Origin of the sequence: Lysinibacillus fusiformis (genome assembly GCF_003049525.1) — a bacterium.
Taxonomy (GTDB): domain Bacteria; phylum Bacillota; class Bacilli; order Bacillales_A; family Planococcaceae; genus Lysinibacillus; species Lysinibacillus fusiformis.
Genome location: NZ_PYWL01000008.1, coordinates 12,365 through 32,031, shown reverse-complemented (window position 1 = coordinate 32,031; position 19,667 = coordinate 12,365). Strand labels below are relative to the sequence as shown.

The 19,667-nt window shown below is 33.3% G+C and carries 6 protein-coding genes; all 6 read left to right on the top strand.

What is annotated here, in order from left to right; all coding sequences use genetic code 11:
• Positions 1-227: 227 nt before the first annotated feature.
• From C9J29_RS16835 to C9J29_RS16810, 6 genes are read left to right on the top strand one after another with little or no spacing between them, the layout of a single operon-like run.
• Positions 228-950: a 4'-phosphopantetheinyl transferase family protein gene (locus C9J29_RS16835; RefSeq protein ID WP_237068866.1), complete on the top strand. Its 723-nt coding sequence runs from the start codon at positions 228-230 to the stop codon at positions 948-950.
• The gene (locus tag C9J29_RS16830; RefSeq protein ID WP_107922483.1) at positions 943-8,340 is read left to right on the top strand and encodes a condensation domain-containing protein; all 7,398 of its coding nucleotides are present in this window, start codon (positions 943-945) and stop codon (positions 8,338-8,340) included. Before C9J29_RS16835 ends, C9J29_RS16830 begins: the two co-directional genes overlap by 8 nt.
• Complete coding sequence (locus tag C9J29_RS16825) at positions 8,337-9,650, top strand: MFS transporter (protein WP_107922482.1); 1,314 nt, start codon at positions 8,337-8,339, stop codon at positions 9,648-9,650. The genes C9J29_RS16830 and C9J29_RS16825 overlap by 4 nt, the downstream gene beginning before the upstream one ends.
• Positions 9,628-13,476: a beta-ketoacyl synthase N-terminal-like domain-containing protein gene (locus tag C9J29_RS16820; RefSeq protein WP_237068865.1), complete on the top strand. Its 3,849-nt coding sequence runs from the start codon at positions 9,628-9,630 to the stop codon at positions 13,474-13,476. The genes C9J29_RS16825 and C9J29_RS16820 overlap by 23 nt, the downstream gene beginning before the upstream one ends.
• A 41-nt stretch (positions 13,477-13,517) precedes the next feature.
• Complete coding sequence (gene fabD / locus C9J29_RS16815; protein ID WP_107922481.1) at positions 13,518-14,771, top strand: ACP S-malonyltransferase; 1,254 nt, start codon at positions 13,518-13,520, stop codon at positions 14,769-14,771.
• A gap of 22 nt (positions 14,772-14,793) precedes the next feature.
• Positions 14,794-19,650: a non-ribosomal peptide synthetase gene (locus C9J29_RS16810; protein ID WP_107922480.1), complete on the top strand. Its 4,857-nt coding sequence runs from the start codon at positions 14,794-14,796 to the stop codon at positions 19,648-19,650.
• Positions 19,651-19,667: the final 17 nt, after the last annotated feature.

Sequence of the window (19,667 nt, the reverse complement as noted above, 5' to 3'; positions counted from 1 at the left end):
TTAACAAGACGCTATGGAAATACTCGTAGACTAAGAATAATGAGTGTTAAATATAACTGAATTGGTATTTTTTATAAATTTTGGTGGGTAATTTATTGACTATTTATTCCATGGTGTTTAATATTATAAATGGAAAATAGCTTTATTTTTACAAGTTAATATCCTTTATTGTAATTTTAAGGAATTATCACTCTGAGGTTATGAATAAAATTTTGGGGGCGTGATATGTGATAGAAATTTGTTTAATTAAAGTACCTGTACATATTTCAAATTATTCTGAACTAATGAATTTTGTATGTACAAGAAAAGCAAGAAGAATAGAAGCTTACTTAAATAAAATAGATGCATATAGGTCCTTACTATCCGAATTGTTGATGAAATATTTATTGATGAAGTATTTGAAATGTCATCCTTCCGACATAAATATCCAAACGAATACATATGGGAAGCCATATTGTATCAATGGGGATTATGAATTTAACGTTTCTCATTCAGGTGAATGGGTTATAGGTATCATTGGCAATTGTGATGTAGGAATTGATATTGAAGAAATGAAAGATAATTACGAAGATGAAATAATTAAAAATTATTTTTCGAGTATAGAATACGCTTCGTACAATCAAACACCAACTGAAATGAAAAAAGAACGTTTTTATGACTTATGGACTTTGAAGGAAGCTTTTGTGAAAAATATTGGACTAGGTTTAAGCATTCCTTTAGATTCTTTCAGCATTGAGACTAGTCATAATGAAATTTCAATTGTACAAGATATTAGTCCGTATCCTTATTATTTCAAGCAATATAACTTGATTAATGGTTATAAAATTTCCGTATGTAGTAAAGTAAATGTATTTCCATCAGAGCAACAACTAAAGATAAAAGAGTTTTCGGCCTTAGAAAAAAATTTTTTGAATAATCTAATATTAGAGGAGGATAAATATTATGAGTAAATTAATACCTCAAGTTTTAAATCTTCTTAAAAATAAGGAACTAACAAAAGACGCAGCGAAGCAAATCATTGAATCGGTGAATGAAATTAAAAGTGAGTCTAAACCGAAAGTGGATAAAAAAATTGCCATAATCGGCATTTCAGCAGAATTACCCGGTGCTAAAAATTTTGATGAATTTTGGAATGTTTTAAGCAATGAACAGGACAAAATAACAGAATTAAGTGATAGTAGGAGATCGTTGTGTGAGGGGTTCCTTGTTAATAATATGGAAAAACTTAAAATTTCAAAAGAGAAGCCGTTTTGGGATGCAGCGTGGCTAGATGAAGTTGATAAATTTGATGCTGGATTTTTTAATATTTCAGCTGCTGAAGCAAAAGTAATGGATCCACAACAGCGTAGATTTCTTCAAATCGCCTACCAATGTTTTGAAGATGCTGGATACGCAGGGAGTCGAATAAAAAATTCAAATACCGGTGTTTACATTTCAGCAGCTATGACCAATTACTCTGAAGGATTGGCTGAATTCACACCATTAAGTGTTCCAGGAAATATTCCTGCTTTTACGGCTTCAAGAATTTCTTATATTTTTAATTTAAAAGGACCGTCTTATGTTGTGAATGCTACCTGTGCCTCCTCCATGTTGGCAATTCATGAGGCCTGTGTGGGTTTAATGAATAATGATTGTGAAACGGCATTAGTCGGCGGTGTTAATATTTTCCCTTATCCAATAAATAGTGAAAAACTGTTTATGAATGCTGCGGGTATTATGTCTGAGCAACAAAAGTGTAAACCTTTTGACGACTCAGCTAGTGGGATAGGAAGAGGAGAAGGGGCAGTAGCCCTGTTATTAAAACCTTTAGATCAAGCAATAGAAGATAATGATAATATCCACGCTGTTATAATTGCCTCTAAGGTAAATAATGATGGGACTTCAGCGGGTATTACGGCGCCAAATCCTAAAGCACATGCGGATTTATTAGCTGAAACATGGGATTTAGCGGGCATTAAGCCTGAGCAAATTGACTACATTGAAGCGCATGGCACAGGTACTCATTTAGGTGATCCTATTGAAATAAAAGGCATTCAAGAAGCAGTTGAACGAAGTAATAACGATAAACAATTCTTACCAATTGGTTCTGTGAAGGGAAATATTGGCCATTTACTTGATGGAGCTGCAGGTTTATCGGGTGTAATCAAAGCGCTACATGTAATAAAAAAAGGAGTAGTTCCACCTACAATAAATTTAGTTGAACCAAATACACATATTGATTTTGTAAATTCGCCAGTTTTTATTCCGACAGTACCATTTAACATTAAAGAGAATAAAAAAGAAAATGAACCTATTATAGCTGGTGTAAGTTGCTTTGGCTTTAATGGTACAAATGTTCATTTACTATTAGAGGGAGCTCCAACGAAGGCTGAAATTCATAACAAAGATCATAAAAGAAAAGCATATGTCATTCCTTTTTCAGCAAAATCTGAATTATCTTTGCGAGGTACGATTGAACATTTCTCTAATTTATCTGGGGATACGATTAATCTAAGTAATTTAGCATATACGATGTGTACAGGTAGGGAGCATCATGAAATAAGATTAGCTATTATAGCTGAGACAATGGACGATCTAATAGGTGCCTGTAAAAATTTAGTCAATCTTGATATGACTAATTGGGAAAAAATTATTGATATGACAACCGATGACGATAACACTATCAAAAAATTAGCAGAAAATTTTATTACAGGTGAAAAATGTAGTTGGCATAAACAATTTCAGGATGAGAATAATCATAAAATTTCTTTACCTACATACTACTTTGATGAAAAATCTTATTGGTTACAGAGTGATGCTAGCGTAAAAGCTATAGAGGTAAAAGGAAAAACAGCTCTTGAAGAAATCATTAGTTTAGCGGAAATAATCTTAGAAACTGAGAATATTAAGCAAACGGATAGTTTTATTTCAGTAGGTGGAAACTCTCTTTCAGGACTACAATTTATTACCCGTTTGAAAAAACAATTTAATAGAGACTTTGTCTTAGATGATGTATTTCTTACATTTGAACAACTAAGTAAACAAGTAAACAATGAACATTCAGAATCGACAGAGGTCATACCTCAAATTAGTGTAGAAAACCATGAATTTCCATTATCATATGGTCAAAACAGATTGAGCATTATAGAACAATTAACAGACCAAAAAATGGTTTACAATACTCCATTTATTTTTAAAGTTAACGGGTTAGTTGACATTGAGAGGTTACGCCAAACATTTGATGTACTTTCACAAAGGCATGAATCTTTAAGAACAGTATTTGTAAAGCATGAGGATGGAAATAAACAGAAAATACTGCAAAAACCAAACTATTTATTTGAATACAAAGATTTCAGTATAGAAGATAACGCAGAAGCAAAAGCAATGGATCAACTAAATCGTTGGAAAGAAACTCCGTATGATTTAGAAGCGGGACCACTTTTAAGAGTATTTGTGTATAAAACAGAAAAAAATAAAAGTCTGTTTGCTTTAATGATGCACCATATTATTGTAGATGGCTGGTCATTATCACTATTATCGGATGAACTTTTCACTTTGTACAATAGTAGTAATAATGAAACCTTGCCGGAAATAGAAAATACGTATGTAGATTTTGCTGCATGGCAACGTGAAAATATAGAAGGTGGTAGGTTTAAACAACATGAAGATTACTGGCTTGATACATTAAGAGGAAGTCTACCTATTACAGAAATAACGGGCGATAAATTAAGACCAAGCACTTTCCGATATACTGGAAGGCTTTCAAGATTTGATATTAGTGCTAGCTTAGCAGATAAATTAAGAGCTTTTGCAAATACAAATGAAAGTACATTATACATGGTTTTAGTGTCGAGTGTATTTAAACTAATTAATCAGATGACTGGTGATACAGATATGGTGATCGGTACACCTGTATCTGGAAGAGTAAATGAAGAACTGGAAAAAATCATTGGTTTATTTACGAATACTATCCCATTAAGGGTTAATTACGAAGAACATGATAATTTCCTTACTTTATTAAGAAATGTTAAGACCATGTTATTGGATAGCTTTAAACACCAAGAATATCCTTTCGATTTATTAGTGGAGAAGTTAGATTTACCTCGGGATACTAGTCGTTCACCTTTATTTAATATAAACGTGGCACTTCAAAATTTTAAATTTAAAAATACGACGTCAGCTTTTGATGAAGCAGAATTAACACCTATTCTTTCTGAACACAAAACTAGTAAATGGGATCTTGAATTCGAATTTGTTGAATTACCAAATGGAGAGCTATTCTGTAATCTTGAGTATTACGACGGTGTCTATTCATCTAGATTTATTGATTCATTAATTGAAACGTATTTAAAAATACTAGATATGATTTTACATGAGCATGAATTAACTAATATTGATGTAGAAAAAAGTAAAAGTGCTATAAATGGTCAATTTGTCGAGGATGGCAAAAACTTTTTAACTACTATATTAATGATGGCAGAAAAGAACCCACAAAAAACAGCATTGAAAGATAGCGCAGGTTCATTAACATATCAAGAGTTAGTAGATAGAAGTAAATCAATAGCAGAAAAATTGTTGAACAGCAACAGTGAAGTTAAAAATGCTGTCATTATTTCTGACAATAATAGAACGGCTATTTTAGGTATTTTATCTTGTTTAATGAGTAATGTCACATTTATACCTGTATCACCTAAAAACCCAAGAGCTAGAATTGAATCTATTATCAAACAAAGTCAAGCTAACTTTATTATTTCGGAAAAGAAATTCTATTCCTTGTGTAATAGGCTGTTATTTGAAAATAAGAATATTCAAACGGTTATGGTGTTAGGAGAAACAGATTTAGATCAGTGTGCTGTTGTTGATTCAAGTGATTTAATGAACGAATCATTGTGGAACTATTTTGCAGAAGGACAGAAAACAGAAATAGAGGCTAGTGGTTGGAATAGTAGTTATACAGGTGAAGCTTTCAGTGCCTTAGAAATGCAGGAGTATGCGGAAAACGCAGTAAACAAAATAAGAAAGTATTTACCTCAAGATTCAAATGTATTAGAGCTTGGCTGTGGCTCAGGTTTGACAACATTTGCACTTGCTCCATATACAAAAACGTATACAGCTATGGATTTATCTTCCTCTATTATCGAGAGGAATAAACAGATTGCTCAGAAATCTAACTTTAGCAATATTAAATTTGACATTTCGAAGGCTCATGCCTTTAAGAAGTTTGAAACAGCATTAGATGCAGTTGTCATTAATAGTGTTATTCATTGTTTCCCAAGCTATGGCTATTTAAAGGTAGTCCTTCAAAAAGCTATTGACTCTTTAAAAGAGGGCGGAATAATTTTCTTGGGGGATTTATTAAATATTGATACAAAAGATGAATTTGTCTCTTCTTTACAAGCATTTAAAGAAGAAAATATGGATAAGAATACTAAATTAGATTGGGATACAGATTTATTTATTAATGAAGAAATTTTAAAAGAGCTTCTCAGTGATGTAGGAGCAGATATACAAATTGAATGTTCGGAGAAGACATACACTGTAAGCAATGAGCTCAATCAATTTAGATTTGATGCTGTGATCATTGTTAAAGATAAGGGCGAAAAATATAAACGAAGCAGCTCTAAAAATATGCTAAGTGAAGGTATTCATCTAGATAAGCATGTGGAAATTGAGTTAAATTCTTTTGCTAAAACTTCCCCTGCATATATTCTCTTTACATCTGGAAGTACTGGAAAGCCAAAAGGTGTAGTTGTTTCAGGTAAAAATCTTAATAATTATTTAAACTGGGCTACTGCATACTATTCACCTACTGGAAAATCGTTAGATATGCCATTTTTCACTTCCATATCTGTCGATTTAACAATTACTTCAATGTTTATTCCATTGATAACGGGCGGAAAAATCATTTGCTGTGAAGGGGAAATCGATCAGGCTTTTGAAAGTGTAGCCAAGATAAAAGAAACCATAACGATAAAGGGTACACCTAAACAGATCCAATATTTAATTGAGGATGAGAGATTTGCACCAAATGTAGAATGCTTCATTCTAGGGGGAGAAGCTTTAGATATAACTTTATGTAAAACGTTGAGAGATCAATTCCCTCATGCTCGTATCATTAATGAATATGGGCCAACTGAGGCTACTGTTGGAACGATTTATCATGAAGTAACAGAGGAAGATTTACACTCAGATTATATTCATGCGCCAATCGGATTACCGATTTATAACACGTCTGTTTACATTTTGAATAATCAGAATCAGCTAGTCCCTTCATACGGGGTTGGAGAAATCGTATTAAGTGGTGAGAGTGTTGCCCTAGGCTATTTGGGAGAGCCTAATTTAACTAGAAATAAGTTTATAGCTAACCATATTAATCATTTACAATCAGGATATTTATATAAGACAGGGGATTTAGGACAAGTATTGCCGAACGGTAAAATTGTTTGTTATGGACGGAAAGATAATATGGTTAAAATTCGAGGCCACAGAGTGGAACTCGAAGAAATCGAAAGATATTTGCGAGAAATTCCAAGTATTAAAGATGCCGTAGTTAAACTATATAAAAATGAAGATGGTGAACAGCTTTGTGCTTACTTAGTCAGTCAACAAGAGATTAATCAAAGGGATTTTGAAAAACATCTTTTACGATATTTACCAGAATCATTAATTCCAACGTATTATCAAAAAATAGAACAAATTCCAATGTCTAATAGTGGAAAAGTAGATAGACTTTCACTGCCAAGTCCTGAATTATACGACGATAGAATAGTTCAGATAGATGATATTAGTAGTTTGACAGAGATTGAAAGAGAATTGCTGTCCATACTAAAAGGGATTTTAAGTGACCGTCAATTTAACATTGATTCTGATTTCTTTAAAATTGGAGGGGACTCCATCAAGGCATTAAAGTTTATCTCAAAGGCAAAGGAAAAAAATATTAATTTGAAAATTGACCATATCTTTAATTGTAGAAGTATTCGAAAAATAGCTATGAACACTACTAAAGAAATGGACATTCAAAAAGAATGGCAGGAATTAAGTTCTAAGGAGATTCCACTTGCTCCAATGCAAAGATGGTTCTTCCAACAAACATTTAAACATGCCCACTATTGGAACTTATTAATGTCAGTAGAACTGCCTAAGAAAGTGGATATAGCTGCTTTAGAAAAGTCTTTCCAATCAATTATTTCGGTTAATGAGAGCTTGATGACATGGTTCGATGTGAACGAGAGCAAACCAAAGGCTTTTGTTGAACCAAGCTTAGTAAACACATTTAAGCTCATTGTGAAGGATCTAAAATTAACACCTCCGGGTAGGCTAAAAGAGGAAATTGAGAACATTCAATTCCAATTACAAAATAACTTTAATTTTGGAAAGGTATTACCAATAGGAGCAGTAGTGTTCCTAACAGCTAAGAAGCCTATTTTGACATTCTTTATTCATCATCTAGTTGTTGATGGAGTTTCATGGAGGGTTTTATTAGAGGAATTAGAAAATAATTATTTAGCTATAGTAAATGGCGAAGATAAAATCAGCTTCCCTATGACGCAGTTTTCTGATTGGATAGGAGAATTATATAAAAAAGAATTACACACGAATCATTCTTATTGGGAAAATATAGATGTGGAAAATGTACATCCATTATGCATTCAGCCTGTCAGAAAAGATTATCTATTTAAGGATCGATATCATGTAACCAAAACTATGAGTGAGGAAAGTACAAAGCAATTTTTAAATGCTAGAGAACATTCAGAAATTTATAAACCTGATGTTTTGATTGCAGTAACATTTGCTCAAGCGTTTAGTCAACTATTCGGTCAACAAGATGTGTTATTTAACTTTGAAGGGCATGGACGAAATAGTCGCCAATCAGCGTTAGATCTTAGTAGAACAATAGGTTGGTTTACTACGATGTATCCACTACAGGTGACAATTAATACGCTAGAAGAAATGCTTTACACAGTTGGACAATCATTGAGCGAAATAGGCAGTGGATTGGACTTTATGATAGCAAGATGGATCAAAGAAAATAACAACATTACGCATATTCAACCATCCATATTGGTCAATTATTTAGGGGATTTTGATAACGATATTAGTACTTCTACAAATAGTAAAAATGGAGGGGACGGGGTGCTACAATACTCCTCAAATCTTCCTCAGGCTCCTGCTATTCATCCTGATAATGAGCTTTCTAATATTTTGGAAATAAACATCTTTGTTTTGGATGGAAAACTTAATCTAAGCTTAGAGGTAGATACACAAGTTATTAGTAATGAAAAAGCTCAACTTCTCTTATCAAAATTTGAAGAAGCTTTGGTTGAATGTAGTGGAAATGCAAAGGAGCCCCAAAATACATGATAACTTCTTTTAGCAAACAAACAAACAGAGGATTTACAATCTTTTTAATGGTTGTAGCTACTCACTTTATATCTTTATTAGGTTCTTCTGTTGCAAGGTTTGGGCTTGGAGTCTGGGCTTACCAAAGTACAGGTCAAGTATCTAGTTTTGCGGTCGTTTTAGTTGCAGGATTTCTTCCAGCGATTGTGTTATCGCCTTTTATAGGAATATGGATAGATAGGAAAGGTCCGCGATTATTAATATTATTAGGAGATATTATTGGACTAATTATTTCTTCAATAATTTTCTCCTCCCTTTTATTAGGGAATATAAGTATGGTTCATGTAATTGCAGGTGCTATATCGCTTTCGATAGTTAGCTCAATGCAAACGCCAGCATTACAAACATTAGCACCTAATCTAGTACCTAAAGAAATGTTATCAAGAGCAAATGGTGTATTTTCTATGGCATCATCGACTAGTGATGTTCTGGGTCCTGTAATTGGTGGTGTAATAATGGGGTTTGGAAGTATTGTCTATATCATTGGTGCAGAGCTAGTTACTTATTGTATTGCTATTCCTATTCTCTTAATACTTTGGACAAAATTAACTGTAAAAGTGAACAATGACAATGAAGATAGCCATGAAAATAACTCCATTTTAGGTGATCTAAAATATGGTTTCAATTATTTAATCGAGCATAAATCTCTTCTAACTTTAGTGCTATTATTCACGGTTTTAAATTTTGCACTAGGGTTCAATCAAGTAGTTGGACAGCCATATATATTGAGCTTTGGAACTGTTGAACAATTTGGCTTACTAAGCTCTATATATGGCGGAGGAATGGTATTAGGCGGCGTACTAATGTCATTCATCAAGCTGAAGAAGCACATAATATGGTTAGTACTGATTTCCAATTTTGGTATCGGTGTATTTATAACGCTAACAGGGTTATTCAATAATATGCTGCTAATTGCAGTTTTTTGGGGTGGTTTAGGGTTATTACTGCCAGTGGTTAATACAGGTACACTCACTTTAATTCAACTCCATACAGAACCCAAATTATTAGGAAGAGTTTTTTCAATTGCTAGAACATTCGCTTGGATTTCATTACCCCTCGCTTATATTCTAGGAGGAATAATTGCTGATAAATTAGTTGCCTCAAACGTAAATATTATCCCTTATTTAGGTAGTGGAGAACGAGGAGTGTATGGGACGCTACTCTTACTAGCTGGAGGCTTAATTATAGTAACTGTGGCAATTTTCGCTCAACTAAAATACATTAAAGAATTGGATAGGAGAGAAGAAAATGATGTACAGCACAATGTCTAAAAAAATATTAAGTTTAGTAGAAGAAAATAAATTAGATACAAATTTAGCATTAAATTTACTAGATGAAATAGAAAAAGAAACAAGTGAACCACTCGCAGTTGTTGGTATGTCTTTAAGATTTCCTAATGTCTCAAATCTGGATGATTTATGGACAGGTCTTATAAATAAAAAGGATTTTGTGACTGAATTTTCAAAAGAGCGTTTTGAATTGATTGTTAATTCTAATCCTAAATTACATGAATTGTATAGCCATTTGAAAAATAATATAACAAATGATCCAAGATCTTATGGCTCATGGCTATCTAGCATTGAACAGTTTGATCCTGAACAATTCGGATTGAATGAACATGAAGCTCAATTTATGGGGCCAGCAGAGCGTCTGTTTTTACAGGTGGCATTAGAGTCCTTATACATGGCAGGTTACAAGGAAAATCATCTAAAGGATTCAAATACTGGCGTATTTATAGCACACACACCTCATCCTGCATTTGATTATTTAAATTTATTTGAAGAAAAAGATGAACGAGCTTTTATTTCAAACATACCTGCTAATCTGGGCTATCATTTATCATATGCATTTGATCTTAAAGGTCCAGTTATGACCATTAATACGAGTTGTTCGTCTTCTTTAGCTGCTGTTCATGTTGCTAAAAATGCGCTTAAGCAGGGGGATTGTAACTTAGCAGTAGTTGCGGGAGTGAATTTGAATTTATTTCCGTATTGGGAAGAGGAAGCACCTGATTATGTTGTAAGGAGCACAAAATATAGATGTTCACCATTCGATGAAAGTGCAGATGGGATTATCGGAGGTGAAGGTGTTGCTGCTATTGTTGTAAAGAGATTATCTGATGCTATAAAGGACAACAATCACATTCATGCTGTGTTAAAGGGTTCGAGTATAAGTAGTGATGGTGCATCAAATGGAATGCAAGTCCCTAATCCTGACGCACAATCTAAAGCAATAATGGATGCTCTGGACGATGCAAAGTTATCATTTAATGATATTGATTTTGTTGAGGCGCATGGCGCAGGGACTCAAGTAGGTGATTTACTCGAAGTAGAGGGGCTTAAAAAGGCCTATCTACAAAAATCAACTAAGACAACGGAATGTCAATTAGGCTCAATTAAGTCGAATTTTGGCCATATGGGTGATGCAGCAGGTATTGCAGGATTAATAAAAGCTGTACTATCCATAGAAAAAAGAACAGTTCCTGGTCTTAATCATTTTGCAGCAGAAAATCCTAAAATAAACTTCAAAGAAACGCCGTTCAAAGTTAGCTCAGAAAATAAAACGTTTGATGAACATAAAATTTTAAGCGCAGGTGTGAATTCTATTGGCATAAGTGGTACGAATGTTCATGTCATACTGGAGGAGTATCGACACAATAAACAGGAGCAATTAACTGAAAAATTGACACCATTGTTTATTTCAAGTAAAACTCGTAGAGCGCTTTGGGATCAAATAAAAACCTTAGCTATTCATCTTAAAAATAATGAAAATTACAGTATTCAAGATTTAGCCTATACATTCAATAATAGAAGAAGCCATGAGCAGTCTAGAGTATGTATTTTTGCAAGCAATTGTCATGAACTACTTCGAAAAGTCGAAAGATTATTAAATGTAAGAACATTTGAAAAGGTACCGAGGAATTTTTATACACAAGGTATATTTTTAGCTGATGAACATGAAACGAAAGTTGATAGTATTAAAAATTTAGATGAATTTACCGCTACATCTCCAGCAGATAAAGCACTTATTAAGCGATATCTAGAAGGTAACAATATTATGGAGGAGTGTCGCGAATTATTTAAAGATGGGAAGTTACTACCGTTACCAGTCAGTATTTTTAATACAAAAAGAATATGGCCATCTAGTAAAGAGACATTCCGAAATCAGACGAAAGACCTGTTCTTTGAGAAGAAATGGTTACATTATCCTCATGATAATGAGACTACACATGAAGCATTAAAAGAAGGAACGACTTGGCTATACTTTATGAATAAAGATGATGAAAATATAGTTGCATTAAAGAATAGAATGACTGCTTTAGGTATAAAAATAATTGAAGTACTTGAAGCAGATAAATTTGTGCAATATACATCTGAACAATATGGTATTGACATCAATTCTGAAAAAGATATGTATAAGCTGTTTGAAAATATAGGTCTGGAAGAATTAAGAAATTTAAAAGGGATTATCCACTCTTACACATTTAAGCATTTAGATGAAACAATGGAATCAAAAGAAAATATGGAAAAATCCCAAGAAGAAGGTATTTTCTCACTATTCAATATAACAAAAATGTTATTAGAGTTTGAGGTGACACATCCAATTCAATTAAATGTCATATCATCATTAACTGAGCAAGTTAAGAACAATGAAAAAATAATTCCTGCTAGGGTAACAACCTTTGGCTTAGCGAAAGTTATCTCGCAGGAACAACCGACTATTTCATCCTACTCTATCGATCATGATTTGGACGGAAGCTCTCAAGACATTGCTTCCCAATTATTAAGAGAGTTACAACAAGATAAAGATCATAGACCAGAATTAGTGGCATTTAGACAATCAAAAAGATATACAAAAGTTATTGAAAGACAAAGCGATGACTTTAATGGCAATGAAATTATAGTAAGAGAGAATGGAAATTATGTTATTGCCGGTGGTACAGGATATTTAGGTGTTCAATTAGGAAAGTTTTTAAGTGAAAAGCAAAACGTCAATATCATTTTATTGGCTAGAAATTTATTACCAGACCGAATGGAATGGGAAAAAATTATTGAGAATAATCAAGAAGAAGATGACATGTTGATTTATAAGCTGACGTCAATTATGGAAATTGAAAGTCGAGGTTCTACAGTTACAATCATGGAGTGTGATGTGACTGAGGAACACGCTGTTAAAGAAACGTTTGCGAAAATTAGACAAGATTTCGGTGAAATCAATGGTGCGTTTATGTTGGTCAAACAACTTTACCATCTATGGATAAAAGAGTTAAAGCTTAGTCAATTCAAAAAAGGCATTCATAACAGAGTAATCGGCACCTATTTAGTAGAAAAGGAATTAAATCCAGAACCATTAGATTTCTTTATACTATTTTCTTCAATCTCTTCTTTAATGGGAACGAAATCTGCAAGTGAATGCTGCGCTGTGAATCAATATTTAGACTCAATGGCTGGGTATTTGAATCAAAAAGGAATAAAAGGTAAAACGATGAACTTTACGTTAATACTAGATAATAAAAAAGATTTTGGAAGTGATACGGCCATACCTCCGATTGATTTTGTAGATTTCCAAAATTCATTGAACTTATTCTTCAATAAGGGCTATGAATGGAGTCTAATTTCACGTTTTGATTTAGAGCAAGTCCATTATCTTAAACCAGTCATTAAAATCCCATTTGGTGAGAGTTTCTGGAGCGAAGTAGAGCACTTTAATCATTCAAAAAATAATCAAAACGAAAGTATTTCAATGGAAGAAGAAGTAGTGAAAAGTGAGTTTACACTATCTGAAATTGAAGCAAGTATACGTGAAATTTGGAAAACAGTTTTAGGCATTTCAACTATTAAAGAAATTGATAATTTCTTTAGTTTAGGAGGAAGTTCTTTAAGTGCTCTAAGATTTGTTCATTTATTTAAAAATAAATTCATTGGTTTAAAATTTGAAATCTCTGATTTATATAGCAATCCTACATTCCAAGACCAAATTGTATACTGTGATCATTTTTATAACGCTAAAGATGAATTAAGCGATATTCTAGATGCATTTGAAAGTGATGATATTTCATCAGAAGAGGCACTGTCTCTATTATTGAATAAGCATTGAGTTGAAAGGGAAATGACTATTAACATTTGGAGGGATATCGTTTGAACACTGCAATTGTATTTCCGGGTCAAGGTTCACAATATGATTCTATGGGACAAGAATTATGCGAGAATTACCAAATAGCTCGCGATTTGTATAATGAGGCTAGCGATATTTTGGGCTACGATTTATTGAAAGCTTGTGAAAACAAAAATGGAGAGCTTCGTAATACGGTAATAGTTCAGCCTGCAATTCTAGTTTATAGTATTGCCTGCTGGGAGATATTTAAAAAGAATAATGATGTAAAACAACTCTATTTAACTGGACATAGTCTAGGTGAACTGTCGGCAGTAGTTGCTGCCGACGGAATCCCTTTTGCAAAGTCCGTTGAATTAGTAAAGCTTCGTGCAACTGCTATGAGTGAATGTACTCAAGAAGGCGGTATGGTTGTTTGCTTTGGACTTAGTGGAGAAGAAGTGGAGGAAGTATGTCAAAGATTAGATACTGACAATAATCATGTAACTGTTGCAAACTTTAATTCGACAAATCAAATTGTGCTAAGTGGTCATAAAAGCGCATTGGAGCAGGCATCCATTGAGTTACAGAAAAAGGGAGCCGTTACAAAGATACTACCTGTTAGTGTTCCAGCTCATAGTAGACTCATGAAGCCTGCAGAAATACGATTTAAAGCAGCTCTACAGCAAACAAAGATGAATGATTGTCAATATCCTATATTTTCCTGCGCTACAGGTCAACTATACAGTAGGGCTGACGAAATAGCAGATCAATTAAGTAAACAACTTACCGAAAGTGTTAGATGGCCAAAAGTTATGAACGTTCTCATTAATAAAGATGTTGACACATTTATTGAGATGGGTCCTAAAACAATTCTAACGGATATTATGAAGATGGAATATCCTGATTATCGAGCGATACCGGTTAACGAGAAAAATGGCATCCATTCTATTTTAAATAATCTTAATGAGAATATGTTAAAAGTAGAAGAGACTATCCACTTTTTACAAGCCTGTTTAAGAGTTATCATTGGGACACCTTTTAAAGCGAAAATCGATAAGATAGACTTTGAAAGAGAAATCCATTCTCCTTATCAGCTCATTAAACAGGAATTGAAAGAGATGAAAGAGAGCAAACAAATTACAGTAGATTCTCATAGAGTGGCAAGTTTATCTCAACAATTTTTCTCTATTTTAACGCATAAAGGATTCCATAAAAATGAAACATTAGAAATTTTAAAGTTATCAATCGCAAATCCGAATTTATATTCTAAATATCTAAAAATTAATAGTTGTAAATAATTTGTTAGATTGGGGTAATAGAATGTCAAATTTCTATGAAAGTTTTTTTAGTGAAGAAATTGATTACTATGACGGACAAAGCTTATGGTTCAATCAAAAAAAATACAGTTTAAAACAATTGACTCATAAATCGTTTAAATTAGCAACCGCTATGCAAGAGAAGGGGATTAAACCGGGCTGTGAACAAAAGGTTTTGATTGTTCTTAGGAGGTCACCTGCTCTTCTTGTTGCACATTTATCAACATTTATTGCTGGTGGGGTTATTGTTTGTATTGATCCAGAAACACCAAGGGACAGAATCGACAACATCATTGACGATATCAAACCTAGCATAATCATTACCCATCCAGATATTTATAAGGCAAATGCTTTTCAAGATCAGATCACTTTTAAGCTTGATGATGTTCTTCAGCATTTTAATCTGGATCATAAGGATATTAACATAAATATTCATTTTTCTTTGAAATCAGCTGCTTATATTGTTTTTACATCAGGTACTACAGGCAAACCTAAGGGTGTAGTCGTTGAATGGAATTCTTTAAATCGCTTAATCGATTGGCATACAAAAACGTTTGATGTGACAAAAGATTCAATAGTATCTTTAACCTCTTCACCTGGATTTGACGCTTCCATTTGGGAGATTTGGGGTGCAATAGCTTCCAGAGCGTCTATATATATGACGACAATAGATGAAAGACTTAATCCAGAGCTTCTAAAAAATACTTGGATAAAGCACCAAGTAACGCATTCATTTGTATCTACCCCTATTGCTGAGCGACTAATGGAACTGGACTGGGATAATAGTCACGTAGCTTTAAAATATCTTTTAGTAGGGGGAGATAAACTAACAAAATACCCTTCAAAAGATTTACCTTTTCATGTGGTTAACAATTATGGACCAAGTGAAGGGACTGTTGTAAGTACTTCTGGGATTGTAGAGAGAGCAGATGGCAAGGTGAAAAAGCTACCTCATATTGGTTCCGCTTTACCTTATGTAAAGTGTTTTATTTTAGATCGAAATTTACAAATCATTCATGAGGTAGATAGAAGAGGAACACTATGGATATCTGGTGATGGATTAGCGCGAGAGTATATTAATTTGCCGCATGAGACAAATGAAAAATTTAAACAGTTAGAAATTGACGGTGAAAATGTAAGAGTCTACAACACTGGAGATGTCGTAAGTAGAGATGTTCAAGGGAATTTTAATTTCCATGGTAGAGAAGATTTTCAATTAAGCATTAATGGAGTGAGAATTGAATTAGGGGATATTGAAAGTACTCTTCAAAAACATAATAGAGTAAGTCAAGCTATAGCACTACCATTACATATAGCTTCAAATACGCTATTGACAGCATCCATTGTCTTAGAAGAGGAATCATCGATTTCAGAACTTGAACTATTTAGCTATTTGAAAGAGAAGCTGCCTAAAAATATGATACCCGTTCAACTTATTTTTCATAAACATTTACCGTTGACTAGAAACGGGAAAATAGATCGTGAATTGTTGAACAAACAGCATATAGAATATTTCAATAGTAAACAATTACTTGAATCTTCATCGAATATAAGTGAATCTTTGCAAAAGATTATTGATATTTTTTCTTCAACCTTAAACTTAAAATGCTCATCACAAACAGATTTATTTGAAGTTGGAGGAAATTCCTTAGACGCAGCACAAATTGCTATGAATGTTTCAAAAGCATTTAATGTTGATTGTTTACCATGGCAAGTACAGCAGCAGAGAAAACCATGTAATTTATTGGATATTCTTTCTACTTTACCAGCCTTATCATCAAATAATGAACCTACTATGTTTAATCAAAACGAGTGGTTTCCTGCAACGAGTATGCAGAAAGGTCTTTGGTATTTGTGGAAAACAAATGAAGGAAATCCATTTTATAATGTAGGCGCTACTTTTCAGATTAACGGTCTTTTTGATGAACATAAGTTTTATAGTGCCTTTGTCAATATCATAAAGAAAAATGCCGCCTTTTTTGTGAATTTTAGAGAAAATACCTCCTATGGAATTGAACAAAAAATTAGAAATATAGATGAAATAGTAGAGCATCTGGATCATCACATACAAATCTTACAGGTGAAAAATATGGAGGAGGCGCGCACACTTGCAAAGACAATTTATAATCAACCTTTCCAGTTAGAGAGCGATTTATTGTTTAGAGGGGCAATCATTCATACAGAGAATGCAGGAGCTGTTTTTGTACTTGTATCTCATCATATTGTATGTGATGGCTTATCTTTAAAAAATATACTGCAAAATATAGCTAAAGTTTATAATGAGGAAATTACTATAGATGACATAAAATCAAGTAGTTCTGAAAATTTATATAAGAATATCAATAAATTGGTTAAAAAATCACAGGATCAAAATTTGAAGGATTTTTGGTTTGAGCAATCTAAGGCATTTAAACTTGCTCAACTACCTATTCAAGAGAAATCCGAAGAATATATAAGAATTGGAAAGATTTTAGAGATTGAAAGCCATAAAGGGCTAGGTAAAAAAATTGATCAATTTTCACAGGAAATGAAATTGAGTCAGTTTACAATATTACTAACTGCTTGGGCACTAAATTTAGCAAAATATTGCATGCAAGATACAATAACGATAGGAATTCCTTATCATGGCAGAACAAATGAAAGTTTAAATGATGTTGGAATGTTTGTTAATTTAGTTCCTTTAACGCTTTCATTAAATAAAAAGGCCTCTTTTAAAGAGCTCCTGCTTGAAATTAGTAACACTGTTCATGAAAATATTGCTCATGGAGATTTCTCAATTGTTGACATTGCGGCTAACATTGATAAAAGAGAGTATCTTGATGTAGTAAATAATACATTCAGTCTTAAAGTGAATCTTGAAATGGATTTAAAGAATATCAACACAAGCTTTATCGAGCAAGATACTGGTGGATCAAGATTCCCTTTAAGTTGTTTCTTCAATGTGGAAAATGGAGAAGTAAAAGGACATATAGAATATTCATTTGCCCATTTTACAGAAGTAGAGATTCAATTGTTGGCGAAGAATTATTTGAGTTTACTTGCCTCATTAATAAATGAACCAGATCAATTATGGGGTACTGCATTTACTAAAGGTTCCATTATATCCTCCAATGATAATGGGGAACTATTACAAAAGGCTAAGCCACTCCACTGTCAATTTGAAGAGGCAGCGAAAAAATATAAGGATTATATTGCCATTCAAGAGCTGGATAGAGCATTAACATATGAACAACTCAATCAAGAAGCAGAAAAATATTCTTCATTACTGCTATCAATGGGTATTGAAAAAGGCGATTACGTGCCTATGTATATGGACAGAGGAATAGATGCCATTGCAGTAATACTAGGTGTTCTGAAAGCAGGCGCAGTATATGTTCCTTTAGATACGGAGCATCCTATAGCAAGAACACAGAAATTATTAGAGCGATTAAATCCAAAGGTTTTAATGGTAAATACAATAGATGAAATACCATATGGAGAATGGGAAATTGTAAATACTCTAGAAAAAAATATAGTTAAAAATAATGTAAAAGTAATGGGACCTATCTCTGTCGATGATCCAGCATATCTTATGTTTACTTCTGGCTCGACGGGTGAGCCGAAAGGTGTAGTATGTCCACATTTAGGGGCTTCTTTACGCATCGAATGGCAAAAAAAACAAAATAAGCTTAAACCTGGTAATAAAACGTTATTTAAAACGCCATATACATTTGATGTATCTGTTTGGGAAATATTTTATACCCTTTGTACAGGTGCTACGTTAATTGTTGCTCCTAAAGACTTGCATCGTGATCCTTTAGGTTTACTGAAATTTATTTGTGATGAGTCAATTGATTTGTGTCATTTTGTCCCTTCTGTGTTGCAATTAATGCTTAATGAAATGGACTCTCAAAAAGATTACAAATTGCCATTAAAGTATCTTCATTTAAGTGGGGAAGCACTACCAGCTCCATTAGCTAAAAAAATAAATGAGTTGTTACCACAAGTCGAAGCATTCAATTTATATGGTCCAACTGAGGCAGGGATTGAAGTTACGGTTCAACAGGTAACAAAAGATCATTATAATATTGGTTTTCCATTACCGTATGTAGAAATGGAAGTGGTCGATGAAGCCGGGCTACCAGTTCCAAAAGGTTTTCCAGGTGAATTAATGATTGGAGGACCTTCTTTAGCAAAAGGTTATTTCAAGAATGAAATCGAAACGGACAAAGTTTTTGTAAAGCGAAATGGAAAAACCTTTTACAAGTCTGGTGATTTGGTAAAAATTTCAGCGAATGGCAGTTTAGATTTTCTAGGTAGGAAAGATTCACAAGTTAAGGTAAATGGTGTAAGGATTGAGATAGAAGAAATTGAAGCTTGTGTTATACAGCAATCACAAGTTAACGATGCAGCAGTCGTATTAGGGCATGATCAAAATAACAAACCATGCTTAGTCTGCTTCTACACTTTAAATGTGAAAGATAGTCTAAGCAGAAATGATTTGAAAAAAGCTGTTTCTAAAGACTTACCAGTAACGTATATCCCATCGATGTTCGTTGAGTTAGAAAAATTACCATTAACATCTAGCGGAAAAAGAGACAGAAAACTACTTAGCTTAGAAGCTTCACAATACCTTGCAGACGGTGCTCAAAATACATTTAGGGAGCCAACGACCGAACTGGAAAAATCAATTGTAGAGGTTTGGGCTGAAGTGCTAAAGGTTAACGAAATAGGTATCGATGATAACTTTTTTGAAATCGGTGGAGATTCCATTAAATCACTTCAAATAGTATCTAAATTGCGTACCAATGGTATTGACATTACTCCGAAAGACTTTTTGAAGCACCCTACGGTATCAGAGATGTCTCTCATACTTAAATAATGTGGAAGGAGGTTAGC